Origin of the sequence: Arthrobacter halodurans (assembly GCF_041877255.1) — a bacterium.
GTDB classification, from domain to species: domain Bacteria; phylum Actinomycetota; class Actinomycetes; order Actinomycetales; family Micrococcaceae; genus Arthrobacter_N; species Arthrobacter_N halodurans.
On record NZ_JBHDLJ010000006.1, the window covers coordinates 153,624 to 178,606 of the forward strand.

At 71.4% G+C, this 24,983-nt stretch carries 26 protein-coding genes; 19 read left to right on the top strand and 7 right to left on the bottom strand.

Annotation, left to right across the window (positions count from 1 at the left end; genetic code table 11):
* Nucleotides 1-55: 55 nt before the first annotated feature.
* Complete coding sequence (gene trhO, locus ACETWP_RS09505) at nt 56-1,015, top strand: oxygen-dependent tRNA uridine(34) hydroxylase TrhO (protein ID WP_373971995.1); 960 nt, start codon at nt 56-58, stop codon at nt 1,013-1,015.
* Here the strand turns inward: trhO and ACETWP_RS09510 are convergent.
* Together ACETWP_RS09510 and ACETWP_RS09515 are read right to left on the bottom strand one after the other, a co-directional pair.
* Nucleotides 951-1,523, bottom strand: coding sequence for an N-acetyltransferase (locus tag ACETWP_RS09510; RefSeq protein WP_373971996.1), 573 nt, complete (start codon nt 1,521-1,523; stop codon nt 951-953). The two genes, trhO and ACETWP_RS09510, sit on opposite strands and share 65 nt — an antisense overlap.
* 55 nt (nt 1,524-1,578) lie before the next feature.
* Nucleotides 1,579-2,136 carry a hypothetical protein gene (locus tag ACETWP_RS09515; protein ID WP_373971997.1) on the bottom strand — a complete coding sequence of 186 codons (558 nt, stop codon included), beginning with the start codon at nt 2,134-2,136 and terminating at the stop codon, nt 1,579-1,581.
* 74 nt (nt 2,137-2,210) lie between these two features.
* Between ACETWP_RS09515 and ACETWP_RS09520 the strand changes: the two genes are divergently transcribed.
* From ACETWP_RS09520 to proC, 6 genes are all read left to right on the top strand, one after another.
* Nucleotides 2,211-3,863: a DUF7059 domain-containing protein gene (locus ACETWP_RS09520; protein ID WP_373971998.1), complete on the top strand. Its 1,653-nt coding sequence runs from the start codon at nt 2,211-2,213 to the stop codon at nt 3,861-3,863.
* 11 nt (nt 3,864-3,874) lie between these two features.
* The gene (locus ACETWP_RS09525) at nt 3,875-4,516 is read left to right on the top strand and encodes an ArsR/SmtB family transcription factor (RefSeq protein WP_373971999.1); all 642 of its coding nucleotides are present in this window, start codon (nt 3,875-3,877) and stop codon (nt 4,514-4,516) included.
* A 147-nt stretch (nt 4,517-4,663) separates the two neighbouring features.
* The gene (gene topA / locus ACETWP_RS09530; RefSeq protein ID WP_373972000.1) at nt 4,664-7,405 is read left to right on the top strand and encodes a type I DNA topoisomerase; all 2,742 of its coding nucleotides are present in this window, start codon (nt 4,664-4,666) and stop codon (nt 7,403-7,405) included.
* A gap of 19 nt (nt 7,406-7,424) precedes the next feature.
* A complete protein-coding gene (locus tag ACETWP_RS09535; protein ID WP_373972001.1) occupies nt 7,425-8,444 on the top strand; it encodes a Ppx/GppA family phosphatase in 1,020 nt (339 codons plus the stop codon).
* A 16-nt stretch (nt 8,445-8,460) separates the two neighbouring features.
* Nucleotides 8,461-9,291: a sugar phosphate isomerase/epimerase family protein gene (locus ACETWP_RS09540; protein WP_373972002.1), complete on the top strand. Its 831-nt coding sequence runs from the start codon at nt 8,461-8,463 to the stop codon at nt 9,289-9,291.
* A 111-nt stretch (nt 9,292-9,402) separates the two neighbouring features.
* Nucleotides 9,403-10,272 carry a pyrroline-5-carboxylate reductase gene (gene proC, locus ACETWP_RS09545; RefSeq protein ID WP_373972003.1) on the top strand — a complete coding sequence of 290 codons (870 nt, stop codon included), beginning with the start codon at nt 9,403-9,405 and terminating at the stop codon, nt 10,270-10,272.
* Here proC and ACETWP_RS09550 read toward each other — a convergent pair.
* Nucleotides 10,269-10,940, bottom strand: coding sequence for a potassium channel family protein (locus tag ACETWP_RS09550; protein ID WP_373972004.1), 672 nt, complete (start codon nt 10,938-10,940; stop codon nt 10,269-10,271). The two genes, proC and ACETWP_RS09550, sit on opposite strands and share 4 nt — an antisense overlap.
* On the bottom strand, nt 10,933-12,351 hold the full coding sequence (locus ACETWP_RS09555; protein ID WP_373972005.1) for a TrkH family potassium uptake protein: 1,419 nt from the start codon (nt 12,349-12,351) through the stop codon (nt 10,933-10,935). The genes ACETWP_RS09550 and ACETWP_RS09555 overlap by 8 nt, the downstream gene beginning before the upstream one ends.
* Before the next feature lie 154 nt (nt 12,352-12,505).
* Between ACETWP_RS09555 and ACETWP_RS09560 the strand changes: the two genes are divergently transcribed.
* The 7 genes from ACETWP_RS09560 to ACETWP_RS09590 all read left to right on the top strand — a co-directional run bounded on the left by ACETWP_RS09560 (nt 12,506) and on the right by ACETWP_RS09590 (nt 18,901).
* Entirely contained in the window at nt 12,506-13,708 is a 1,203-nt protein-coding gene (locus ACETWP_RS09560; protein WP_373972006.1) for an acetoin utilization protein AcuC, read from the top strand.
* Nucleotides 13,709-13,787: 79 nt separating this feature from the next.
* Nucleotides 13,788-14,531, top strand: coding sequence for an ArsR/SmtB family transcription factor (locus tag ACETWP_RS09565; protein ID WP_373972007.1), 744 nt, complete (start codon nt 13,788-13,790; stop codon nt 14,529-14,531).
* A gap of 386 nt (nt 14,532-14,917) precedes the next feature.
* Nucleotides 14,918-16,258 carry an NADP-specific glutamate dehydrogenase gene (gene gdhA, locus ACETWP_RS09570; protein WP_373972008.1) on the top strand — a complete coding sequence of 447 codons (1,341 nt, stop codon included), beginning with the start codon at nt 14,918-14,920 and terminating at the stop codon, nt 16,256-16,258.
* 44 nt (nt 16,259-16,302) lie between these two features.
* Nucleotides 16,303-16,854 carry a flavin reductase family protein gene (locus tag ACETWP_RS09575; protein WP_373972009.1) on the top strand — a complete coding sequence of 184 codons (552 nt, stop codon included), beginning with the start codon at nt 16,303-16,305 and terminating at the stop codon, nt 16,852-16,854.
* 333 nt (nt 16,855-17,187) lie between these two features.
* Nucleotides 17,188-18,279, top strand: a complete 1,092-nt coding sequence (locus ACETWP_RS09580; RefSeq protein ID WP_373972010.1) for a 3-deoxy-7-phosphoheptulonate synthase — start codon at nt 17,188-17,190, stop codon at nt 18,277-18,279.
* 184 nt (nt 18,280-18,463) lie between these two features.
* Nucleotides 18,464-18,676, top strand: coding sequence for a helix-turn-helix domain-containing protein (locus ACETWP_RS09585; RefSeq protein ID WP_373972011.1), 213 nt, complete (start codon nt 18,464-18,466; stop codon nt 18,674-18,676).
* Nucleotides 18,677-18,802: 126 nt separating this feature from the next.
* A complete protein-coding gene (locus tag ACETWP_RS09590) occupies nt 18,803-18,901 on the top strand; it encodes a 30S ribosomal protein bS22 (RefSeq protein ID WP_003792170.1) in 99 nt (32 codons plus the stop codon).
* A 185-nt stretch (nt 18,902-19,086) separates the two neighbouring features.
* Here the strand turns inward: ACETWP_RS09590 and ACETWP_RS09595 are convergent, their stop codons facing one another.
* On the bottom strand, nt 19,087-19,890 hold the full coding sequence (locus tag ACETWP_RS09595; protein WP_373972012.1) for an HAD family hydrolase: 804 nt from the start codon (nt 19,888-19,890) through the stop codon (nt 19,087-19,089).
* A gap of 98 nt (nt 19,891-19,988) precedes the next feature.
* Between ACETWP_RS09595 and ACETWP_RS09600 the strand changes: the two genes are divergently transcribed.
* Nucleotides 19,989-20,258 carry a glutaredoxin family protein gene (locus ACETWP_RS09600; RefSeq protein WP_373972013.1) on the top strand — a complete coding sequence of 90 codons (270 nt, stop codon included), beginning with the start codon at nt 19,989-19,991 and terminating at the stop codon, nt 20,256-20,258.
* On the top strand, nt 20,255-20,911 hold the full coding sequence (locus tag ACETWP_RS09605; protein ID WP_373972014.1) for a redox-sensing transcriptional repressor Rex: 657 nt from the start codon (nt 20,255-20,257) through the stop codon (nt 20,909-20,911). The genes ACETWP_RS09600 and ACETWP_RS09605 overlap by 4 nt, the downstream gene beginning before the upstream one ends.
* 151 nt (nt 20,912-21,062) lie before the next feature.
* Here the strand turns inward: ACETWP_RS09605 and ACETWP_RS09610 are convergent, their stop codons facing one another.
* Both ACETWP_RS09610 and ACETWP_RS09615 read right to left on the bottom strand, forming a co-directional pair.
* Complete coding sequence (locus tag ACETWP_RS09610) at nt 21,063-21,887, bottom strand: hypothetical protein (RefSeq protein ID WP_373972015.1); 825 nt, start codon at nt 21,885-21,887, stop codon at nt 21,063-21,065.
* A 247-nt stretch (nt 21,888-22,134) separates the two neighbouring features.
* The gene (locus ACETWP_RS09615; RefSeq protein WP_373972066.1) at nt 22,135-22,662 is read right to left on the bottom strand and encodes a YceI family protein; all 528 of its coding nucleotides are present in this window, start codon (nt 22,660-22,662) and stop codon (nt 22,135-22,137) included.
* Nucleotides 22,663-22,888: 226 nt separating this feature from the next.
* On the opposite strand from ACETWP_RS09615, the gene ACETWP_RS09620 reads away from it, so the two are divergent.
* From ACETWP_RS09620 to ACETWP_RS09630, 3 genes are all read left to right on the top strand, one after another.
* Nucleotides 22,889-23,551, top strand: a complete 663-nt coding sequence (locus ACETWP_RS09620; protein ID WP_373972016.1) for a histidine phosphatase family protein — start codon at nt 22,889-22,891, stop codon at nt 23,549-23,551.
* Between the two features lie 4 nt (nt 23,552-23,555).
* Nucleotides 23,556-24,176, top strand: a complete 621-nt coding sequence (locus ACETWP_RS09625; protein ID WP_373972017.1) for a TlpA family protein disulfide reductase — start codon at nt 23,556-23,558, stop codon at nt 24,174-24,176.
* 77 nt (nt 24,177-24,253) lie between these two features.
* A complete protein-coding gene (locus ACETWP_RS09630; RefSeq protein WP_373972067.1) occupies nt 24,254-24,967 on the top strand; it encodes a cytochrome c biogenesis CcdA family protein in 714 nt (237 codons plus the stop codon).
* The last annotated feature ends 16 nt before the right edge of the window (nt 24,968-24,983 follow it).

Below are 24,983 nucleotides of genomic sequence, written 5' to 3' on the forward strand. Positions count from 1 at the left end.
CCCGAACCCCGCCGGGGATCGGCGGGACGGGCGGCCCGGCCTTACGCTTAAAGGCGTGTCCCAGAACCGCATCGTCCTCTTTTACGCCTTCACGCCCCTGCCAGATCCCGAGGCCGTGCGCCTCTGGCAGCGCTCGCTGCTGGAGCAATGGGGCCTACGCGGCCGCATCCTGCTGTCCAAGGACGGGATCAACGGCACCGCGGGCGGCGAGATCCGTGCGGTGAAGGCCTACGTGAAGGCCACCCGCGAATATCCGGCGTTCAGGAAGATGGACGTCAAGTGGAGCGACGGGGGCGCCGAGGACTTTCCCCGCGTCTCGGTGAGGGTGCGCGACGAGATCGTCTCCTTCGGCGCGCCGGGCGAACTGCTCGTCGACGCCGGGGGCGTGGTCGGCGGCGGAACCCATCTGCGCCCCGAGGAGCTCCACCGGCTGGTCGACGCCAAACGCGACGCGGGCGAGGACGTGGTCTTCTTCGACGGCCGCAACGCCTTCGAGGCTCAGATCGGCAGATTCAAGGACGCGGTGGTCCCCGACGTCGACACGACCCACGACTTCATCCGCGAGTTGGATTCCGGGAAGTACGACGATCTCAAGGACAAACCGGTCGTCACGTACTGCACGGGGGGAATACGCTGCGAGGTCCTGTCCTCGCTGATGGTGAACCGCGGCTTCACGGAGGTCTACCAGCTCCAGGGCGGGATCGCGCGCTACGGCGAGCAGTTCGGTGATCGCGGTTTGTGGGAGGGGTCGCTCTACGTCTTCGACAAGCGGATGCACCTCGAGTTCACTCCGGAGGCGAAAACCATCGGGCGGTGCGTCGCCTGTTCCGCTCCCACCAGCAAGTTCGAGAACTGCGCCGAGCTGACGTGCCGCAATCTCCGGCTGTTCTGCGGCGACTGCGCGGCCGACGACGGGCTGCGGCTCTGCCCGGACTGCGGCGGTGGACAGGCTAGTGTCGCGGCCACAGTCCGACCGACGCGTCCTGCGGATCCTGGTCGGCCTCCTTGGTCCTGAAGACCTCGAGTCCGCGGGCGCGGTAGTTGCCCAGGGCGGCCGGGCCGTCCAGCGAACACGTGTGGACCCAGACGCGCCGCACCGGTGCGAGGCCGGGCCACCGTTCATGCAGGTTCCAGGCCCGGCGCAGGCCCTCCTCGAGGAGCGCGCCGCCCAGCCCGGCCCCGATGCGCTCGGGGAAAAGACCGAAGTACACGATCTCCACCTCCGTACCGTCCGGGCCTCCCGCCCCGGCGAGTTCCACGTACCCGCCGGGCGAGCCCGCGGCGTACAGAACCCATGTTTCCGTGCCGGGCCTCCGGACGGCGGCCTCCCACTCGGCGCGGGAGAGCGGCAGCCGGTCGGTCCAGTGCCACGCGCTGCCCACCGACCGGTAGAGGAACTTGCTGAACTCCGGGCTGATGTCCTCCGCGCGCTCGATGCGGCAACCATCGGGCAGCCGCCGGGCCGCCGGGATGAGGGCGTCGGGGGAGAGCTGTTGGAGGTGGGTCGTCACGATGCGGGGCATCCCGCCATCGTATCCGCGGGTCCACCCGCGCCGCGGCGCCGGAACCCGGCCGTGCCTAGCCCGCGGTGGAGTCGACGCGGCCGGCCAGGGCTATCCCCGGGCGGGAGGTATCCAGGAGGATCTCCACCCCCTTGGTCTGCACCAGGAAGTCGACCGTGTGCTCGCTGGACTTCGGGTCCGTGGCGCATTCGCCCTCGGCCACGGCCAGCACGTTCAGCTCCGGATCGCGGACCAGACCGGTGACGACGGCGGGGCCGTTCGGCGAGGAGCAGGCGAAGGTCAGCGTGTACTGGCCGGGTTGCAGCTCCGGACCCGACATGGCCAGGGAGGTGGATTTCGAGGTCGGTTCGACCAGCCGGTTGGCGGCCGCCAGCAGCGGGCCGCCCTCGGAGAAGGCCGCGACGTCGATGGGCCGCGCGGGCTCGACCGGCTCGACGGGCTCCCGGGAGAAGGTCGGCACCGGCACGGTGGACTCCGCGGCGCCGGCGGGCGCGGGGGCGGTCCCCGAGCCGCAGGCGGAGAGCGCGGCGGCGGAGCACACGCCGGCGGCCGCGGCCAGGATCCGCTGTCGCGTTGGGCGGGAAGTCCGGCATGCGGGGCTGTCGTCAGGCATTGACCCATCCTAGGCGGCGGATCCCGGACCCCGGTTGCCGCCCGGCCCCGCAGCCGAGTCGATAGACTCGACCAGTGCACTCCACCGACGACTTTTCGCGCATTCCGGACGCCCCGCAGAGCCACGATCCGCAGCTCCTCGCGGATCTCGCGGCGGATCTCGAGGGGGCCGGTTTCCGGCACGACGCCGTCACGGGGTTTCTCGGCGAGGAAGCGCACGCGGCGCTGATCCGCGATCAGCCGGTGCCCGCCCTGATTGTCGTGGACCGTGTTCTGGGGGCCGCGTCGCCGCCCCCGCTGGCCCTGGCGATCGCCTTCTGGCTGCTGGGGATGGAGGTGGAGGCCGCGGACCTCGACGCGGCCCTGCCGCGCACGGGGGCCGCCGGGGTGCTCGCGCTCGGCCTGGCCGCGCCGGCGCCGGACCCCGCCCGGCTGCGCGCCGCCGTCGACCTGCGGCCGCACGCGTCGGACGCCGACGCCGAACTCTGGGTCGCGAGCGACCTGGGCGCGCACCAGCGGCCCGGGGTCCTGCGCCACGACCACGTGCTGGGCATCGGCCGCGCCTCGCTGACGCTGGCCCAGACCACGATGCGCCGCGACGTCGCCCGGGCCCTCGACCTGGGCACCGGCTGCGGAATCCAGGCCTTTCATCTGCTCTCGCACGCGGAGCAGGTGGTGGCCACCGACGTGTCCGAGCGCGCGCTCGCCTTCACCCGCTTCAACGTGCTGCTCAACCACCGGGCGCTCGCCGTCGATCCAGCGGATCCCGAGGCCCGCATCCAGCTCCGGAGGGGCAGCCTGCTCGAGCCGGTGCGGGGCGAGCTGTTCGACCTGGTGGTCTCGAACCCGCCGTTCGTCATCACCCCGCGCACCGCCGGGGAAACCGCGCGCGATGTCTTCACCTACCGCGACGGCGGCCTCGCCGGCGACCGCCTGGTCGCCGAGCTGATCGCCGGCCTGCCCGCCGTGCTGGCCCCGGGCGGCACCGCGCAGATGCTGGCCAACTGGGAGATCTGGGGCGGGGACGACGGCGGCGCGTCCGGCGATCCCACGGCGGGGGACGACGCCGGCGCCGACTGGGCACGGCGGCCGCGCTCATGGGTCGCCGAGGGCACGGAAGCCTGGTTCATCCAACGCGAGTCGGCCACGCCGCACGAGTACGCGGAGACGTGGCTCCAGGACGCCTCGGAGGTCCGCGACGCCGCGCGCTACCGGCGGCGCTACGCCGAATACCTGCAGGACTTCGCCGCGCGGGGCGTCGAGGCGGTCGGCTTCGGTATGGTCTGGCTGCGCCGTCCGCCGACGCCGGGCGAGCTCCCCTTCGGCCTCCGGTTCGAGGAGATCGGCCACCCGATCGAGCAGCCGGTCGGGCCCTACCTCGCCGAGGAGATCCGGGCGGCGGACGACCTGTGCGGCGTGGGGCTCGAGGACCTGCATCTGGTGGTGCGCGACGACGTGACCGAGGAGCGCCACCAGCGCCCCGGCGCCGAGCACCCCGGCGTGATCCTTCTGCGGCAGGGGGCGGGCCTGCGGCGGACGACGCTGCTGAGCACCCAGGAGGCCGGGTTCGTCTCGGCCTGCGACGGCGAGCTGACCGCGGGACAGATCGCCGGCGCCATCGCCTCGCTGCTGGGCATGGACCGCGACGAGACCGTCGGAGATCTCATGGCCGGTGTTGTCCGACTTGTTACGCGCGGTTTCCTGTGCCAGATGCGAAACGAAGGCTAAAGTTTTTCCACATGACGCAGAACACATCCGCGAAGGACGCGGCCCCCAGCAGGGAAGTGCGCCGGCAGACGGCGAACCCGGTCGTGATCAGCGACCCGCAGGCCATCCGCGCCCTCGCCCACGAGGCGCGGCTGGAGGTCCTCGAGGAGCTGTTCGCCTCCCAGTCGACGCGGACCGCGACCGAGCTGGCCTCCCGCTGCAACCTCACCCCCAGCGCGATGAGCTACCACCTCCGGGCCCTGGAGAAGTACGGGTACGTCGAGCGCGCGGCGAACGAGGGCGACGGGCGCGAGCGCCGGTGGAAGGCGGCCGGGGACCAGCTGGTCGTGGGCACGCTGAGCGACTCCACCGCCGCGAAGAACGCGTTCCTGAACGTGCAGCTGAACGCGTTCCGCGAACGGCTCAGCGCCGAAATCGCCCGGCGCGACGCCGACCGGAAGGCCGGGATCGAGCCGTCCCCCGGACGCGCGCCGGTCCTCACCACCGGCATGGTGTTCCTCAGGGAGGAGCAGCGGGACGAGTTCGTCAAGCGCGTCTACGCACTGGTCGACGAATACGAGGCCCTCGCGGACCCGGAGGAGCGCGGCATCGACGGGGAGCGCCTCTACTACATGCTTTCCTTCCTCCCGGAGATCAGGAGCTCCGCGCCGTAGGCCGCGGTCGGCCCGCCGGCCCCGCGGACGCGCCGTTGCGCACACTCGGGGACTCCGCTTGCCCGGTACGGCGTCGATGCGGCTACCCTAGAGCAGGTATGAGCAGGCTCGTCGTGCCGACGTGCCACCGGCTGCAATAGGAGTGTTGTGCCCCCCAAGGCCAAGGAAAAGACCGGCAAGAAACTCGTGATCGTCGAGTCTCCCGCCAAGAGCAAGTCGATCGCCAAGTACCTTGGCGAGGGATTCGTCGTCGACGCGTCCGTCGGCCACATCCGGGACCTTCCGCAGCCCTCGGAGCTGCCGGCGGAACTCAAGAAGACGTCCGTGGGCAAGTTCGCCGTGGACATCGACAACGACTTCGAGCCGTACTACGTCGTCTATCCGGACAAGAAGAAGCGGGTGGCGGACCTCAAGGCGCAACTCAAGGACGCCGACGCGCTCTACCTCGCAACCGATGCGGACCGCGAAGGCGAAGCCATCGCGTGGCACCTGCTGCAGGTCCTGAAGCCGAAGGTCCCGGTGTACCGCATGGCGTTCACCGAGATCACGAAGGAGGGCATCGCCCGCGCCCTCGAGAACATCCGCGAGCTCGACACCGACCTGGTCGACGCCCAGGAGACCCGCCGGGTCCTGGACCGGCTCTACGGCTACGAGATCTCCCCGGTGCTGTGGCGCAAGGTCGCCCGCGGGTTGTCCGCGGGCCGCGTGCAGTCCGTCGCGACCCGGCTCGTCGTCGAGCGCGAGCGCGAACGCATGGCGTTCCGCTCCGCGTCCTACTGGGACCTCTCGGGCGAGTTCGCCACCGCCGCCGACGAGTCCTTCCGCGCCAAGCTGGTCGCCGTCGACGGCGCCCGCGTCGCCACGGGACGCGACTTCGACGACCGCGGCGAGCTGAAGACGCCAAAGTCCGGGACCGGCGTCGTGCCCCTGGACCGCGACGCGGCGACGTCCCTGGCCGAGGGGCTGGAGGGGGCCGCCTTCGCCGTCCAGAGCGTCGACACCAAGCCCTACACGCGCCGCCCCGCGGCCCCGTTCACGACGTCGACGCTGCAGCAGGAGGCCTCGCGCAAGCTGCGCTGGTCCTCCAAGTCGACCATGCAGGTGGCGCAGCGCCTGTACGAGAACGGCTACATCACGTACATGCGTACGGACTCCGTGTTCCTGTCCAACGAGGCCGTCAATGCGGCCCGGAAGCAGGCCGCGGAGCTATACGGGGCGGACGCGGTCCCCGCCAAGCCGCGCTTGTACAAGGGCAAGTCCGACACCGCGCAGGAGGCGCACGAGGCCATCCGCCCCGCGGGCGACTCCTTCCGCCGTCCCGTCGACGTCCGCAGCCAGCTCGGCGCCGACGAGTTCAAGCTCTACGAGCTCATCTGGAAGCGGACCGTCGCCTCGCAGATGGCCGACGCCAAGGGCTCCACCGCCTCCGTCCGGCTCTCCGGACAGGCGCGGGATGGCCGCACGGCGGAATTCTCCGCGTCGGGCACGGTCATCACCTTCCGCGGCTTCATGGCCGCCTACGAGGAGGGGCGGGACATCTCCCCCGCCGAGGAGGCCGAGAACGAGGCCGAGCGCCGGCTTCCGGTGCTCAAGGTCGCGGACCCGCTCACGGGCAAGGCGATCGAGGCCTCCGGCCACGAGACCTCGCCCCCACCGCGCTACACCGAGGCCTCGATCGTCGCGGAGCTCGAGGCGCGCGAGATCGGCCGCCCGTCAACCTACGCGCCGACGATCTCCACGATCATGGACCGCGGCTACGTCACCAAGCGCGGCGGCGCGCTCGTGCCGAGCTGGATCGCGTTCTCCGTGATCCGGCTGCTGGAGGAGCACTTCGCCCGCTACGTGGACTACGACTTCACGGCCCGGCTCGAGGACGACCTCGACGAGATCGCCAAGGGCCACCTGGCGCGCTCGGCGTGGCTGAGGAAGTTCTACTTCGGCGAGGGCCAAGAGGCCGCCGGCCTGCAAGCCGTCGTCGAGAACCTCGGCGACATCGACGCGCGCGCCATCAACTCGGTCGAGATCGCCCCGGGCATCGTCCTGCGCGTGGGCAAGTACGGGCCGTACCTGGAGAAGCCACTGCCGGCCGACGCGCCCGAGGGCACCGAGCCGCAGCGCGCCAACGTGCCCGAGGACCTCGCGCCGGACGAACTCACGGCCGAGAAGGCGCGCGAGCTCATGGAGGCCGCGGGACCCGAGGAGCGCGAACTCGGCGTCGACCCGGAGACGGGCCGGGCGATCGTCGCGAAGGACGGACGGTACGGCGCGTACGTCACCGAGGTCATCCACGAGCCCACGCCGGAGGAACTCGCCGCGCTGCCCGTCGAGTACTACAAGAACGGCAAGCCCAAGCCGCCGAAGAAGCCCGTGAAGGAGCGCCCGCGCACGGGTTCGCTCTTCAAGTCGATGTCCGTGGAGACGGTCACCCTCGAGGAGGCGCTGCGCCTCATCCGGCTGCCGCGCGTCCTGGGCACGGACGCGGAGGGCACCGAGATCACCGTCCAGAACGGCCGCTTCGGCCCGTATCTGAAGAAGGGTTCCGACTCGCGGTCCATCGGATCCGAGGAGGAGATCTTCACGATCACGCTCGAGCAGGCGCTGGAAATCTACTCGCAGCCCAAGCAGCGCGGCGGACGCACGGCCGCGCCGCCGCTTGCGGAGTTCGGAGACGACCCGGTGACGGAGAAGCCGATCGTGGTGAAGGAGGGGCGCTTCGGCCCGTACATCACGGATGGCGTCACCAACATCACCGTCCCGCGGGACACGGCCATCGAGGAACTGACCCGGGAGCGCGCCGTCGAGCTGCTGGCGGAGAAGCGGGCCAAGGGACCGGTCAAGCGCGGGGCGAAGAAGCCGGCGGCCCGGCGGCCCGCCGCGAAAAAGAAGTAGCGGCGGGGCGGCACCGGCGGTGAGGCTCGGCGTCCTGGACATCGGCTCGAACACCGTCCACCTCCTGTTGGTGGACGCGTACCCGGGCGCGCGTCCGGCGGCGTTCGCCTCGCACAAGCGCCCGCTCGCGCTGGTGAGCTTCCTCGACGACGCCGGGGCCATCAACGAGCAGGGCCAGCGCGAGCTGGTGGACTTCGTCCAGGAGGCCTCCCGCTTCGCGAAGCGCCACCGGGCCGCGGACCTGCTGGCCTTCTGCACCTCGGCGATCCGCGAGGCCGCCAACGGGCAGGCCGTGCTGGACCGCGTCGTCGAACAGACCGGCGTGACGCTGACCGAACTGACGGGCGAGCAGGAGGCCGGCATGACGTACCACGCCGTCCGGCGCTGGTTCGGCTGGGGGGCCGAGACCATCCTCGACCTCGACATCGGCGGCGGCTCGTTCGAGATGGCGATCGGAACGGACGACTTCCCGGCGGCGGCACGTTCGGTCCCCCTCGGTGCCGGCCGCCTCACGCGCGAGCGGCTCCCGGGGGATCCGCCCGGCACGCGTGACCTGAAGGCGCTGCGCGCGTACGTCCGGGAGACGCTGAGCGCGCCCGTCGGCGAGCTGGCGGCGTTCGGCGCCCCCACGCTCGTCGCCGGCACCTCCAAGACCTTCCGCTCGCTGGCGCGGATCACCGGCGCCGCGCCCAGCGCCGAGGGGCCCTACGTCAAGCGGGTCCTGCGGCACGCCGACCTCAAGCTGTGGACGCACCGGCTCGCGGCCATGACCGCCGGGCAGCGCGCGGAGCTGCCGGGGGTGTCCGAGGTCCGCGCCCCGCAGCTCCTCGCCGGGGCCGTGGTGGCGGAGGCCGCCATGGCCGCGTTCGGAATCAAGTCCCTGCGCATCTGCCCCTGGGCCCTCCGGGAGGGGCTCATCCTGCGGCGATTCGACCACCTGATGTTCGACGGCCCCCTGCCGCTGGGTAGTAGCGTGGGTGTGGGGCAGGTGGAACTCGGGCAACGGCCCGGGGTTCCCGCAGTCGATGTGAACGAATGAGACGGGAAGCCGCGCAATGACGAAGGACCTCATCCCGGTGGCGCTGTCGAGCGCCTCGGTCTATCCGCTGAATGTCCACGACGCCTTCTCGGTGGCCCGCGACCTCGGCTACGACGGCGTCGAGGTTCTGGTCACCGGAAACCAGATCTCCCAGAGCCCGGCCCGCCTCGCGGAGCTCAGCTCGCGCTACGACCAGCCCATCATGGCGATCCACGCGCCCACCCTCCTGCTGACCCAGCAGGTGTGGGGCAGCGCGTGGAACAAGATCGAGATGTCCGCGGCCATGGCGCGGGACGTGGGGTGCGACGTCGTGGTCGCGCACCCGCCGTTCCGCTGGCAGGGCACCTACGCGACGGGGTTCGCCGACGGCGTCGCGCGGATCATGGAGCAGTACGGCGTGAAGATCGCCGTGGAGAACATGTACCCGTGGCGCGCCCGCGGCCGCGAGGCGAAGATGTACCTCCCGCACTGGAACCCGGTGCCGCAGCCCTACGAGTTCGTGACCTGGGACTTCTCCCACGCGGCGATCTCCAACATGGACTCCCACGAGGCCATGGTGTCGCTGGGGGACAGGCTCTCCCACGTGCACCTCTGCGACGGGCAGGACAACGGCAAGGACGAGCACCTCGTGCCCGGTCGCGGGACGCAACCCGTGGCGGAGGCGATGGGGCACCTGCGCGATTCGGGCTGGGGCGGCGTCGTGGCGGTCGAGGTCTCCACGCGCAAAGCGAAAGGTGCCGGCGAGCGGGAGGAGTGGTTGGGGGAAACACTCGCGTTCGCTCGCCGACACCTGGACCGGAACGGTGTCGAAGCCGTGTCCGATCCTTCATCACTCGCACCTAAATGAGGTACGCCTCACTCTAAGCATCGAGGTTGTGCGCCAGCCCCCAGGAAGCTGGGAGAACCCTGTTAATCAGGGGCCCGGCATTGGGCTCCCGCCCCGTGGAACAATGGCGGCATGGAGAAACCGCACACCGACTACCCCGTCGACACGTCCCCGCACCGCCTGGCCTTCCTGGGCGCCGGATCCATGAACGGCGCCATCCTGCGCGGGATCCTGGGCTCCGGCGTCGAGCCGTCGCGGATCACCGCCACGGTCCGCGGCACCGAGAAGGCGCGGGACCTGGCCGCGGACACGGGCGTGGTGGCGCTGGCGACGTCGGTCGACGCGGACGCCAACATCGACGCCGCCATGGGCGCCGACATCGTCTTCCTCGGCGTCAAGCCCGTGGGAATCCAGGAGCTCTGCCGTGAGATCGCCGGCGCCCTCCGCCCGGGAACCGTCGTGGTCAGCGTGGCGGCGGCCGTCACCATCGACATGATCGAGCGATCGCTGGCCCCGGGACAGCCCGTGGTGCGCAGCATGCCGAACACGCCGCTGACGGTGGGCCGCGGCGCCGTCGGGCTGAGCGGCGGGACCCATGCGACCGACGCCCAGGTCGACGCCGTGGCCGCGCTGTTCGCCGGCTCCGGCCTGGTCCGCGTGGTGCCCGAGGCACAGCTGGACGCCGTGTCGGCGGTCAGCGGCTCCGGCCCCGCGTACGCCTTCTACCTCGCCGAGGCGATGGCGCGGGCGGGGGAGGAGCTGGGGCTCGAGCCCACGCTGGCCCGGGACCTGGCGCGTGCGACCGTGGCGGGCGCGGGCCGCATGCTGGAGGAGCCGGGCGCGGAACCGTCGGCGCTGCGCCGCGCCGTGACCAGCCCGAACGGCACCACGGAGCGGGCCATCGCGACCTTCGACGCCGAGGGCGTCCCGGACATCATCGCCCGCGCGGCCCGCGCCGCGGCCGACCGCGCGGCCGAGATCAGCCGGGAGCTCGCGGGTTAGGGCCGGGAGGCGAAGCGTTCGAGGAGATCGACGTGGCCCGAGACGATCAGGACGTCGCGCCGCGTGACCTTGGTGTCCGGCTGCGCGTAGGTGAAGTCCTCGCCGGGAGACTTCACGCCGACGATCGTCACGCCGTACTTGGACCGCACTTGCGACTCGGCGAGCGTGAAGCCCTGCGTCTCCCTCGGCGGATACATCTTGACGATCGCGAAGCCGTCGTCGAACTCGATGAAGTCCAGCATGCGACCGCCGACCAGGTGCGCCGCGCGGACCCCGGCGTCGGCCTCCGGATAGACGACGTGGTTCGCGCCGATGCGGCTGAGGATCTTGCCGTGGGACGGCGTGATCGCCTTGACCCACAGGTGCTCGATGCCGAGGTCGACCAGGTTGACGGTGATCAGCACGGAGGACTCGATGGATGTCCCCACTCCGACGACGGCGGACGAGAAGTCCTGCGCGCCGAGCTGGCGCAGCGCGTCCACGTTCGTGGCGTCGGCCTCGACGACGTGCGTCAGCGCGCCGGCCCACTTCCGGACCAGCTCGGCGTTGCGCTCGATCGCCAGCACCTCGCGCCCCTGCCGGACCAGCTGCTCGGCCACGGCCGCGCCGAAGCGGCCGAGGCCAACGACCAGGACCGGGGCGTTGTGGTCCGTCTTGTTCTCAGCCAATGATTGGCCTCTCTTCCGGGAAGTGGTACAGCTGGTCACGCTGGCGCAGCGTCAGCGCCGCGGCCAGTGTAATGGTGCCGACGCGCCCGGCGAACATCAGGGCCGCGAGCACGTACTTGCCCTCCGGGGGCAGCTCTGCGCTGAGGTTGGTGCTCAGGCCCACCGTGGCGAAGGCCGAGATGGACTCGAACAGCACCCGGTCCAGCGCCTCGCCGCTGATGCCCAGCAGCAGCGCCGTCGCGAGGCTGACCAGCGTGGCGCCGAGGACGACGACGGAGATCGCGACGCGCAGCGCGCCCTCCGGGATGCGCCGGCCGAAGGCCTTGACGTCGGAGTCGCCGCGGGCCTCCGCGGCGATCGCGAGGAACAGGACGGCGATCGTGGTGACCTTGATGCCGCCGGCCGTCGACGCGGAGCCCCCGCCGGCGAACATCAGCGCGTCGGTCAGCAGCATGGTCGAGGATTCGAGCTCGTTCTGGTCGACCAGGTTGAATCCGCCCGAACGGGTCATGACGGAGGCGAAGAGTGAGTGCACCAGCTTGTCGCCGACGCCCATCCCCCCGATGGTCGCGGCGTTGTTCCATTCCAGGACCAGCCAGACGAACGCGCCGGCGACCATGAGGATCGACGTCACGGCGAGCGTGAGCTTGGCGTGCAGCGTCCACTGGCGCATCTGGAACCGGAACGTGATGAGGACCATCACCACCGGGAAGCCGAGGCTGCCGATGAACACGCCGAGCATGAGCGGGACGAGGATCCACAGGTCGGTCTCGTAGGGGACGAGCCCATCGGAGTGCGGGGTGAACCCGGCGTTGTTGAAGGCCGAGATTGCGTAGAAGATCCCGTGCCACAGCGCCTGGCCGAACGGCTCGCCGAGCACCAGGAAGCGCGGCGTCAGCATGAGGGCCAGCAGCACCTCGATCGCCACCGAGGTGGTGATGACGATCCGCAGCAGCGTGCCGACCTCGCCCAGCCGTCCGACGTTCTGCGTGTTCATCGACTGCTGGGCCAGCAGCTTCCCGCGCACGCCGAGGCGCTTGCTGACCGCCAGCGACAGCAGGGACGCGAGCGTGAGGATGCCGAGACCGCCGACGAAGATGCCCACGAGGATCACCACCTGCCCGAAGAAGGACCAGTGGGTGGCCGTGGACACGACCGTCAGTCCGGTGACGCACACCGCCGAGACGGCGGTGAACAGCGCGTCGTGCAGCGGCGTGAACCCGCCGGCGCTGGACGACGCGGGCAGCGACAGCAGCGCCGTGAAGAGGGTGATGACCAGCCCGAACACCGTGAGGGCGAGGCGGGCGGGTGAGCTGGCGGCGAGGCGGTCGACGAGATCGCGGGCGCCGAAGAAGACGCGTCCCAGGGGCCCCAGGCGCGTGGGGCGTGGCACTTGCTGTGATGTGGGCATGTTTTCCGGCGGATCCGTGGACTGCTGCTGCCGCGCAGGACCCTCCTGGCGACAGTTCACAGTAAACCACTTCGCGCGGGCCCGGGGGCGGGCGCGGACCCCGGCGCGCGCACCACGGGCGGAAGCCCGCCGGTTCGCGTAGCCTGTGGAGGTGATGAGCAAGAGCGCAGCCCCGTCGCCGCCGACGCAGGTTATCTGGAGCGGTGACCTGATGGCCTATCGATTCAGCGACAGCCATCCCATGCACCCCGCGCGGCTGGATCTGACCATGCGGCTGACTGCGGAGCTCGGAACGCTCGCGCGCCCCAACTACACGGTTGTCGAGCCCCCGGTCGCCACCGACGCCGAGCTGGAGACGGTCCACGACCCCGAATACGTCGCGGCTGTCCGGCGTGCCAGCGAGTCCCCCGGCGAGCCCAACGAAGCCGCCGGCCTCGGCACCGAGGACAACCCGCTCTTCCCCGGCATCCACGAAGCCAGCGCCCGCCTGGCCGGCGGATCGCTCGTGGCGGCCGAAGGCATACTGAGCGGGGCCGCGCTGCACGCGGTCAACATCGCCGGGGGGATGCACCACGCCGCCCGCGGCCACGCCAGCGGTTTCTGCGTCTACAACGACGCCGCGCTGGCCATCCAGCGGCTGCTCGACGGAGGGGTCGCCCGGGTCCTGTACATCGACGTCGACGCCCACCACGGCGACGGCACCGAGCGCATCTTCTGGAACGAGCCGCGGGTCATGACCATCTCGCTCCACGAGTCGGGAATGTCGCTCTTCCCGGGCACGGGATTCGCCAACGACATCGGCGGGCCCGACGCCGTGGGCACGGCCGTGAACGTCGCCGTCCCCGCGGGGACCGGCGACGCCGGCTGGTTGCGTGCCTTCCATGCCGTGGTCCCGCAGATCGCGACGGCTTTCGACCCGGGGGTCATCGTGAGCCAGCACGGCTGCGACGGCCACGCGCTGGACATGCTGAGCAACCTGCGCCTGAGCGTCGACGGGCAGCGGCAAAACATGCTCGACGTCTCGGACCTGGCCGACCGACTGTGCGAGGGGCGCTGGATCGCCACCGGCGGTGGCGGCTACAACGTCGCGAACGTCGTCCCGCGCGCCTGGAGCCACCTGATCGCCATCGCCGGCGGCCGCCCCGTGCCGGCGCGCACGCCGGTGCCGCAGCCCTGGCGGGACCATGTCGCCGAACTCTACGGGACCGAGGCGCCGGCCATGATGGGAGACGACGCCGACATCTGGTGGCGCTCCTGGGAGGTCGGCTACGACCCGGCGGATCCGGTGGACCGGACGATCATGGCCACGCGCAAGGAGGTCTTCCCGCTCTACGGGCTGGACCCCTGGTTCGATTGAGCCCCCCGGGCGCTTCGGGATCCGGTGACACTCCGGCGCGGGGCATGCCCGCAGGAGTATATGCAGTTAGGGTGATGGCATGCCCCACGACGACGTCTTTCCTGTCATCGCCGAACGCAACCGGCGCCGGATTCTCGAGGCGCTGCGGCCCGGAGACCAGTCGGTGGGGGAGTTGGTCGACACCCTCGGCGTCAGCCAGCCCACCGTGTCCAAGCACCTCAAGGTCCTCCGCGAGGCCGGTCTGGTCACCACGCGGGCGGACGGCCAGCGCCGCTACTATTCCGTGGATCCGGTGCCGCTGGCCGAGGCGGCCGCGTGGCTGACCGACTTCGCGACGGCGGCGGACCCGGGCGCCGCGGCGCCGCGTCGACCTGCCGGCCCGGCCGCAGACAGCCGACCGCAGGGACCGGCGAATGCCGCGCCGCCGCGCGCGGCACTCGCCCAGGAGTCGGTTCCCGAGGCCTCCGTGAGGCCGGTGCCGCGACCCGCGCCGGCCGCCGTCGCCGGGCAGCCCGTCCCCGGGCAACACGCTCCCGCTCAGCACTCCGCCCCGACGCCCCAGGCCGGTCGGCACGCGCCCGCGCGGCAGGCCACGGCCACGTCGTCGCCCGGCGCGCCACCCACAACGGCGGCCGGGTCGGAGCTTGCCCCGGCGGCGCGCCACCCCGTCCCCCCCGCGTCGGTCCTTCCCACCGCGCAGTCGGCCCAGCAGTCGGCCCAGCAGTTGGGGCGGACGGTCGGCCGCACCGTGGAGCAGGTCACCGGACGCGCGCAGGACCTCCTGGACAGGCTGCCCAAGCCGAAGTTCGGCCGCCGCCGGTAGCGGGACGGTCGGGGATCGCCCGCGAACGGGCCCGGCGCCGCGACTTGCGGCGGTAGCGGGACGGTCGGGGATCGCCCGCGGACGGGCCCGGCGCCGCGACCCGCGGCGGTAGCGGGACGGTCGGGGATCGCCCGCGAACGGGCCCGGCGCCGCTACCCGCGGCGGTAGCGGGACGGTCGGGGATCGCCCGCGAACGGGCCCGGCGCCGCTACCCGCGGCGGGGACGGTAGCCCGCGTCTCGCGGGACGCGCCGATCGTTACGCGAATCCCGCCCCATGTTTCCGCGCCGTTGGCGGAGCCCGGCGGCTCCGTGGCAGGGTCGAGGCGGGCTTTCGGCCCCCGGGATGCGACGCGGCATCCTCGGCGCAGCGCAAGGAGCAACCCACATGGACCGGCACCTGGAGAACATCCGCGAGGACGTCTTCCGTCGCAACCAGGGCGAGGCGGAGTTCCACCAGGCCGTCACCGAGGTCTTCGAGAGCCTCGAACCGGTGGTGTCGCGCCATCCCGAGTACGCGGAAGCCGCGATCCTGCAGCGCATGTGCGAGCCCGAGCGGCAGATCATCTTCCGCGTCCCGTGGGTCGACGACTCCGGGCGGGTGCAGATCAACCGCGGCTTCCGGGTGGAGTTCAACTCGGCGCTCGGGCCGTACAAGGGCGGGCTGCGCTTCCACCCGTCGGTGTACCTGGGCATCGTCAAGTTCCTCGGCTTCGAGCAGGTGTTCAAGAACGCGCTGACCGGCATGCCGATCGGCGGCGGCAAGGGCGGATCGGACTTCGACCCGCGCGGCAAATCCAACGGCGAGGTCATGCGCTTCTGCCAGTCGTTCATGACGGAGCTGTACCGGCACATCGGCGAGCACACGGACGTGCCGGCCGGAGACATCGGCGTCGGAGCGCGCGAGATCGGTTACCTGTTCGGGCAGTACAAGCGGATCACCAACCGCTACGAGTCGGGTGTCCTGACGGGCAAGGGAACCGGTTGGGGCGGGTCCCTGGTGCGGCCGGAGGCCACGGGTTTCGGCGCGGTGCTCTTCGCGCAGGAGATGCTGAGGACCCGGGGAGCGGGCTTGGACGGGCAGCGGGTGGTGGTCTCGGGTTCCGGCAACGTGGCCATCAACGCCATCGCCAAGGCCCAGTCGCTCGGCGCGACCGTCGTCGCGGCCTCCGATTCCTCCGGCTACGTCGTCGACGAGTCAGGCATCGACGTCGGGCTGCTCCGCACCATCAAGGAGACCGAGCGCGGACGCATCAGCGAGTACGCCGAGCGCCGCGGCCGGGGCGTCGCCTACGTCGCGGGCGGCAACGTGTGGGACGTGGACGCGACCGTCGCGCTCCCGTCGGCCACCCAGAACGAACTCGACGCGAAGTCGGCTGGGCGCCTCGTCGAGCGCGGCGTTGTGGCCGTGGCCGAGGGCGCGAACATGCCATGCACCGCCGAGGCGACGGCCATCTTCCAGGAGGCGGGCGTGCTGTTCGGCCCGGGGAAGGCGGCCAACGCCGGCGGCGTGGCGACCTCCGCCCTCGAGATGCAGCAGAACGCCAGCCGCGACTCCTGGAGTTTCGAGCACACCGAACGCCGGCTGGGCGAAATCATGGTGGGCATCCACGACACCTGCGCGCGGACGGCGGAGGAGTACGGCCAGCCCGGCAACTACGTTGCCGGGGCCAACATCGCGGGCTTCGTCAAGGTCGCCGATGCGATGCTCGCCCTCGGCGTCATCTAGCGGCACACGCCGCGCGCGACCGCGGCCTCTGCGAGCATGGGGTCATGGAGATCCCCGATGCGCCGCATGCCCACCTCGTGGGGTCCGACGGTCCCGGCGAGGCCGACCGCGAGGTGTACCGCGGCCTCGCCGCGGACATCGCCTCCGGCGTCGCGGTGGTCGCTGCCCGCCACCGCGGGCACGACGTTGCGGCCACCGTGACGGGGTACCTGGACGTGTCCCACGATCCGCCCACCCTGCTCGTCAGCCTGTACGAGGAGGGGAGGGCCTGCGAGGCCGTGGAGGCGGCCGGCGCGTGGACGCTGTCGCTCCTGGCCCGGGATCAGCGGGGGATTGCGAGTTGGCTCGCCAGTCCCGGCAACCCCGTGGTCGGTCTGCTCAACCAGGTGCCGTTCCGCCGCGCGCCCGTCTCCGGCTCCGCCGTCGTCGAGGGCGCCCTGGCCTGGTTCGAGGTGCGCACCGTGCGGGCGGTGACCGTTGCGACGCACCGTCTCGTGGTGGGGGAGGTCGTGGCCATGGGGCGCGGCGCGGGCGCCGGGGACGATCCGCTGGTGCACTTCGCCCGTGACTACACCGGGCTGCGCCGGCAGGGGTAGGGCCGGCATGCCCGGGGAGAGAGGGGGATGCGCCCGCGCGGCGAGAGAGGGGCGGTGCGGGCGGCGTCACAGGGCGTCGCGGACGTGCGTTGCGGACGGCGGGACGGTAGCGTCGGGGCCATGACACACCGTTGGTATGCGTATTTTTCGTCGGCTCTGGAGGGGCCCGCGTCTAGCTGATAGCGCCTACCCACCTTCAGAGCCGACACAAGGACCGGAGCACACGCTCCCGGTCCTTTGCCATTTCCAGGCGGCGCTGAAGGCGGCCGGGGTACCCGGTGACGGTCCTCCCGGCCACGGCCCGCCGGAGCACCGAACCCCGAAAGGCCCACCGTGAGCATCGAAACCAACCGCCGCCCCGTCCCCAACAGCAACGAGCGGGTGTCCGGGTTCTCCGAACTCCCCAGCCCCGCCGACGTCGTGTCCGAGCTCCCGGCCGGGGACGAGTTGCAGTACCGCGTCGGGCGGGCGCGGCAGGAGATCCGCGCCGTGCTCGACGGCGTCGATCCCCGCCTCCTGGTGGTGGTGGGGCCGTGCTCCATCCACGACCCCGCCGCCGGGCTCGACTACGCCCGCCGGCTCGCGGACGCCGCGGCGCGCCACCGGGGCGAACTGCTCGTGGTGATGCGCACCTACTTCGAGAAGCCCAGGACGACCGTCGGCTGGAAGGGCCTCGTCAACGATCCGGGCCTGGACGGGGGACACGATATCGCCGCCGGCCTGCGCGCCGCCCGGGGGTTCCTCCGCGACGTCGGAAAGCTGGGTCTGCCCGCGGCCACGGAGTTCCTGGAGCCGATCAGCCCGCAGTACCTCGCGGACCTCGTGTCGTGGGGCGCCATCGGGGCCCGCACCACGGAGAGCCAAATCCACCGCCAGCTTGCGTCGGGCCTGTCGATGCCCGTGGGATTCAAGAACGGGACGGACGGCGGCCTGCGGGTGGCGGTGGACGCATGCCTGGCGGCCGCGGCGCCGCAGGCCTTCCTCGGGATCGACGAGGACGGGCGCGCGAGCCTCGTCGCCACGTCCGGAAACCCCGACGCGCACCTGATCCTCCGCGGCGGGGCGGGGGGACCCAACTACTCGGCGGCCGACGTCGCGGCCGCCGGCTCCGCCCTCGCGGCCAGCGGCGTCAACCCGCGGGTCGTCGTGGATGCCAGCCACGCCAATTCGGGCAAGTCGCACGTCCGCCAGGCCGAGGTGCTCACCGAGCTGGCGTCCCGGATCGCGGGCGGCGAACGCGCCATCGCGGGAGTGATGGTGGAGAGCTTCCTGGTCCCCGGCGCGCAGCGGCTCGATCCGGGCACCACGGACCCGAGCCGGGACCTCGTGTACGGACAATCCGTGACGGACGCGTGCCTGGGCTGGGAGGCCACGGAGGTCGCCCTCGCCGCGCTCGCGGCGGCGGTGCGGGCGGACCGCGGCTGAGCCCGACGCCGGGGATGGCCCGACACCGGGGACGGCCCGGCGCCGCCGTCACAGCGGGTCCGGGCGTCTTTCACATTCGTATCACCAGCAACTAGACTTGAAAGCGGACGGCACGGACCCGCATCGCGGGCGCCGGGCCGCTTGGGGATTATCCGCGTTGGGGGAGTACAGGAGAATATTGGGGATGAACGACGCAGCAAACTTCGCGAGCGCGCACTTCATGACGGTGGCGGAAGTCGCCGATGTCATGCGCGTATCGAAGATGACGGTTTACAGGCTGGTGCACTCTGGGGAGCTGCCGGCCGTCCGTTTCGGCCGCTCCTACCGGGTGCCGGAGGGCGCCGTCGAGGATTACCTGCGGACGGCGCGGGTCGAGGGTGCCTCGGAGACCGCCTAGGGGCGGTGGTGCGAGCACGTCCGATGAACAGGTAATCTGTTAGGGAACGTTTTAACGTCCGCGTGGGCTGTCGCCGGTCGATCGCGGCCGGAATCAAGTCACCAACCACCAGTCTGTGAGGAACCAATGGGCTCTGTTATCAAGAAGCGCCGCAAGCGTATGGCGAAGAAGAAGCACCGCAAACTGCTTCGCAAGACCCGCCACCAGCGCCGCAACAAGAAGTAGCGCGCGCTCGTCTTCTGGCGAGCCGCACGACGGCGGGGCCGCACCTCTGGGTGCGGCCCCGCCGTCGTTGTGCGTGGCCCCTGGCCATCCCAGCGCGTCCGCGCCGGTGGTCGAGGGGCGGCGCGGGACGGAATGCCCGGTGGTGCCGCGGCGCGGCGGGCCCCGTGGTGTTCGGGGCGCGCGGGTCAGCGGCGCCGCAGGGTCGCCAGCGTCCGCCAGAGTCCGTAGGCAGCCCCGGAGACCGTCGCCGCCTTCAGTCCCAAGGTCGCGGCGCGGCGGCCGGTGCGGAAGTCGTAGACCGGCCAGGCGTTCCGCACCGCGTGGGCGCGGAGCCGGGCGTCCGGGTTGATGGCGACGGGGTGGCCGACTGCCTCCAGCAGCGGGACGTCGTTGAAGGAATCGCTGTAGGCCCAGCAGCGCCGCAGGTCCAACCCCTCGCGCAACGCCAGTTCGCGGACGGCCACCGCCTTCGCCGGCCCGTGCAGGATCTCGCCGACCAGCCGTCCCGTGTACACGCCGGCGTCCTGCTCGACGACGGTCCCGAGCGCCCCCGTGAGGCCCAGCCTGCTCGAGATGACGGACGCGACCTCCAGCGGGGTTGCCGTCACGAGCCAGACGCGGCGTCCGGCGCGCAGGTGCTGTTCCCCCAGCGCCCGCGTGCCGGGATAGATCTTCGAGGCGATGAACTCGTCGTAGACCTCGTCCCCCAACGCCGTCATGTCGTCGACCAGGAAGCCGGCCGCCAGGGCCAGCGCCTCGTCACGGGCCTTGTGGATATCGCCGAGGTTCTCCCCCCGCAGGATGAACCGCGCCTGCTTCAGGGCGATGGACGCGCCCTGGCGGAAGCTGAACGCCCCCCGTGCGTGCAGCTTGCGGGCCACGGCAAAGAGACTGGCCCCGCGCATCATGGTGTTGTCGACGTCGAAGAACGCGGCCTCGGCGACGGGTGCGGGGCGCGGGGCGGCGCGGCCTGTGGTCGGCTGGGGCATGGCCACAGTCTAGGGCAACTCCGGGGGTGACCCAGCTCACCGTTCGCGCGCCGTCGCGCGGGGCGGGCGCGCGCGCTTCGCGGCGGTAGATTAATGCCATGGACCCCGACGCAGAGACTCACCACCCGGGGCCGCCGCGCGTCGAACTGCTGACCCGCGAGGGCTGCCACCTCTGCGCCACGGCCCGCCAGACGGTGTCCGAAGTCGCCGGGAGGCTCGGCGTGGCGTGGGCGGAGCGGCGCATCGACGAGGACCCCGCCCTGCTGGCGCGCCACGCCGAGGAGATCCCCGTCCTGCTGGTCGATGGCGTGCCGCGGGACTTCTGGGTCGTCGATCCCGTCCGCCTCGAAAGACTGCTCACGTCGTGAGGGCCGCCGACAAGGTCCTGCCCGAGGCGACGCTGGGACGGCTCACGCTCTACCTGCGGGTGCTGGACTCGCTGGCGGCGGAGGGCACGGAAACGGTGTCCTCGGAGGTGCTGGCGGAGGCCTCCGGCGTGAACTCCGCGATCCTCCGCAAGGACCTGTCGCTGCTCGGCACGTTCGGGCGGCGCGGTGTCGGCTACGAGGTGGGCGTACTTGCCGGATTCATCTCCGGGACCCTGGGCCTGGACCGCGACTGGCGCGTCGCCATCGTCGGCGCCGGTAATCTCGGCCGCGCGCTCGCGGGCTATGGCGGCTTCCGGGGCAACGGGTTCCGCCTCGTGGCGCTTCTGGACCAATCGCCGGAACTGATTGGCCGGAGGTTCGCCGACCTGGACGTGCGGGACGCCGGCGAGCTCGAGACGCTGCTGCCGGCCGATGCCGTCAACATGGCGGTGCTCGCGGTGCCGGGAGCGGCGGCTCAAGCCCTGTGCGAGAGGGTGGTGGCCGCCGGGGTGAGGAACATCCTGAACTTCGCCCCCGTGGTGCTGCAGGTACCGCCCGGGGTCCAGGTGCGCAAGGTCGACATGGCCCGCGAACTCCAGATCCTGGCCTACCACGCCGGCCATGCCGGTCAGGGCGGACCGCCGGGGCCCTAGCGACCGGCGTGTCGTCCCGTCCACGCCCGCTGGGTGGCAGACGACGGCGGCCGCGCGGACCTGGGTCCGCGCGGCCGCCGTCGTGACATGTCGTCGTGCCGTGCCGTGCGTCTTGCCGCGCGGGATGACGCGAGCTTGGGCCCGAGTGCGGCTACCTGGCGTAGCCGCCGGCCTTCTGCGCCTTGCGCGCGGCGATATAGGCGCTGGAGGGCTTCAGCCATGCGAACACGATGCCGGCCACGCCGAGGAGGATCGTCACGGCGCCCAGGCCGCCCGCAAGCAGTCCCAGCAGGGAAATCGCGGCGAAGATCGTTCCGGTAATGCGCGCCCCGTTGCTGCCCTTGCGGATGAAGAACGCGATCAGCGCGTAGATGGCCGCCGAGACCACCGAGAACGCGACGGTCAGGGTGGCGATCGTGGAGACCAGCCCGGCCGAATCGATCCCGGATTGCTGCAGCGCGTCCCGCGTGGCTGGATCCTGCATGGCGTCGTTGATCATCGACTCGACCGCGTCGGGGAAGAGCAGGACACTCAACCCGCTCACCAGTGTCAGCGCGCCGGCGGCCATGATCAGCCAGAACGAGATGTTCAGCTCCTTCGGGCGAGCGGGCTGGCCTTGGGGGCCCCCGAAACCGGTGTCACCGGACATCTGCTGCGGGTAGCCGTACGGCGCCTGTCCGGGCTGGCCGTAGGGGGACTGGCCCTGCTGCGGAGGCTGGCCGTACTGCCCGTAGCCCTGCTGCTGCGGGGGCTGGCCGTAGGGGGACTGGCCCTGCTGCGGAGGCTGGCCGTACTGCCCGTAGCCCTGCTGTTGCGGGGGCTGGCCGTAGGGGGCCTGGCCTTGCTGCGGGGGCTGGCCGTAGGGGGACTGGCCCTGCTGCCCCCCGGCGTCAGGCTGGCCGGTTTGCCCCTCGGGCAGGCGCTCGCCGTACTTCGGCGGCTCGGGGACCTGCGGGGTGTCGTCGGGGGTGCTCATGGTTCCTCCTGGCTCGTCGGATGGCTTGGTTCTCACGATAACGGCACCGCCCCCGCCCGGGGCATCATCAGGAAGGCTGATTTCGCGCGCCTCCGCAGGGAGCCGGCGCAGGGCCCAGCCGTTCGACCCGCCCCCCAACCCGCACGCGAAAGCCGCGCCGCCGGGGAGTCGCGGGACTCACCGGCGGCGCGGCCGCGGTTGACGAGTTCCGTCGGTCCCGCCTCGGAGGCGGAGCCGACGGGTCGGGCTAGGAGGCCTTCACGAAGGCGACGTCGAGGGTGATGGTCACCTTGTCGCCCACCAGCACGCCGCCAGCCTCGAGTGCGGCGTTCCAGGTGAGGCCGAACTCCTTGCGGGAGATGACGGTCTTGCCGGAGAAGCCGGAGCGGGTGGCGCCGAAGGGGTCGACGACGGTGCCCGCGTACTCCACCTCGAAGTCGACGGTCTTCGTGATGCCGCGGATCGTCAGATCGCCCGTGAGGACGTAGTCCCCGTCGTCGGCCTTGACGCCGGTTGCCGCGAAGGTCAGCGTCGGGAACTGCTCGACGTCGAAGAAGTCCGGCCCCTTCACGTGGGCGTCGCGGTTGGCGTCGCGGGAGTCGAAGGACGCGGCCTGGATGGTCGCCTTCAGGCTGGAGGCCTCGAGGGAATCGCCGATGTGGAGGGTGGACTCGACCTCGGTGAAGTGCCCGCGGACCTTGCTGATGCCCGCGTGGCGGACGGAGAAGCCGACCTCGGAGTGGGACGGGTCCAGGGTCCAGACGCCGGCGGTCATGCCCTCGGGGACGACGGTGGTGGTGGTGCCTGCGGTGTTGTTCACGGTTGCTCCTGATGCGCTGGGTTTCGGTGGTGCGTGGCCGGGGTTCGATCCCGTTAACTCAACGGTAAAGCATGCAAAAGCATATATCTACCCTTTTCTTGAACTTTTAACCAAAAGTTCAGGTGAGGGGTGTCACCCGGCAGTTTTAGGTGCCCGCCGCTTCGTTTGAGACACTGGAATCATGCCTACTGCGACGGTCCACCTACTCCGCCACGGGGAAGTGCACAACCCGGACAGGGTGCTCTACGGCCGCCTGCCCGAGTTCCACCTGTCGGAGCTGGGGCGCGCCATGGCCGATCGCGTCGCCGATCACTTCGCCGCGCGCCGGGCAGCCGGTGCGCGGATCGTGCACCTTGCGGCGTCCCCGCTGACGCGTGCGCAGGAGACCGCCGCTCCGACGGCCGCCGCGCTGGACCTCGAGATCGTCACGGAACCGCGCATCATCGAGGCCGCCAACCACTTCGAGGGTCTGTCCGACATCAAGAGCCGGCTCCGCGAGCCCAAGCACTGGCCCTATCTGCTGAACCCCCTCAGGCCGTCGTGGGGCGAGCCCTACGCCGAGCAGGTCGCGCGCGTCATGGCCGCCGTGCGCGAGCACCGCGACGCCGCCGTCGAGATCGGTGGCCGCGGGGCCGAGGCCATCCTCGTGGCGCACCAGCTGCCCATCTGGGTGACCCGCCGCGCGGCCGAGAACAAGCCGCTCTGGCACGACCCGCGACACCGCGAATGCACCCTGGCCTCGGTGACCAGCCTCGACTTCGAGGGGGAGCGACTGGTCGCCGTGCGCTACACCGAACCCTGCGCCGACCTCCTGGCCAACGCAGCGAACACCCCCGGAGCCTGATCCCATGCCCCTGCCGTCCCCCGTTCCCCGCCCGGACCGCCGCGCCCTGCTGCGCTACGCCGTCGTGCTGGCCGCGGCCGTGCCGCTGGCCGCCTGCTCCGCCGCCGAGGATCCCCTGGCGGCGCAGGCGAGGGCGGGCAACAACAAGAACTACATCGCCGGCGACGGCTCGGTCGAGGAGTACGCCCAGGACTCCCGCGGCGAGGCGGTCCGCGTGTCCGGGACGACGTACGACGGCGACGCGGTGGATTCCGCGGATTGGGTCGGTCAGGTGACCGTCCTGAACTTCTGGTACGCCGCCTGCGCGCCCTGCCGCGTCGAGGCACCGCACCTCGCGGAGCTCAACGCGGAGTTCGCGGACGAGGTCCGGTTCGTCGGCGTCAACGTGCGCGACGAGCAGGCGACCGCGGCCGCCTTCGAGCGCACCTTCGGGATCGACTACCCGTCGATGCCGGACCGCGACGGGGCCATCCTCCTGGCAATGACCGACTTCGTGCCGCCGCAGGCCGTCCCGACGACCCTGGTGATCGACAAGCGGGGCCGGGTCGCCGCCAGGATCCTCGGCGTCGCCGAGAAGAGCACGCTCAAGACGCTCATCGCCGACCGGGTCGCCGAGACGGCGTGAGTGCCGTCCTTCCCACAGCTCTGCTGGGCGTCGCCGCACAGGCCAATCCCTTCGCGGAGGTGGTCCAGGACGGCTCGATGCTCCTCGCCGTCCCCGTGGCGGTCCTCGCGGGACTCGTCTCCTTCCTCTCCCCGTGCGTTCTCCCCCTGGTGCCCGGCTACCTCGGGTACGTCACCGGCCTGACCGGCGCGGACCTCGCCGAGCAGCGGCGGGGCAGGATGGTGGCCGGAATCGGACTCTTCGTCCTCGGATTCACCGCGGTCTTCATGCTGGCCGGCGTGCTCTTCGCACAGCTCTCGATCTGGATGCGCTTCCAGGGCGCGTGGGTGACCCAGGCGCTCGGCGCGGTCGTGATCCTCATGGGATTCGTCTTCATGGGGGGATTCGGCTGGTTCCAGAGCGACCGGAAGATCCACGCCCGCCCCCCCGCCGGCCTCTGGGGAGCGCCCGTCCTCGGCGTCACGTTCGGACTCGGCTGGGCACCATGCATCGGCCCGACCCTCGCCGCCGTCCTGGCCCTGAGCAGCGGAGCGAACCCCGACCCCGCGAAGGCGGGGGCGCTGACGTTCGCCTACTGCCTCGGGCTGGGGCTCCCGTTCCTGCTCATCGCCGTCGCGCTCCGCCGGGGCATGGGGACGCTCGCCTTCTTCCGCCGCCACCAGCGCACCGTCATGCGCGCCGGCGGCATCATGCTCATCCTGCTGGGCGTCCTGATGGCCACGGGCCTCTGGGGCGCGTGGGTGACGCAACTGCAGGACTGGTTCGCCAACGAGGTGAGGTTGCCCATTTGATCGACACGACAAAGAC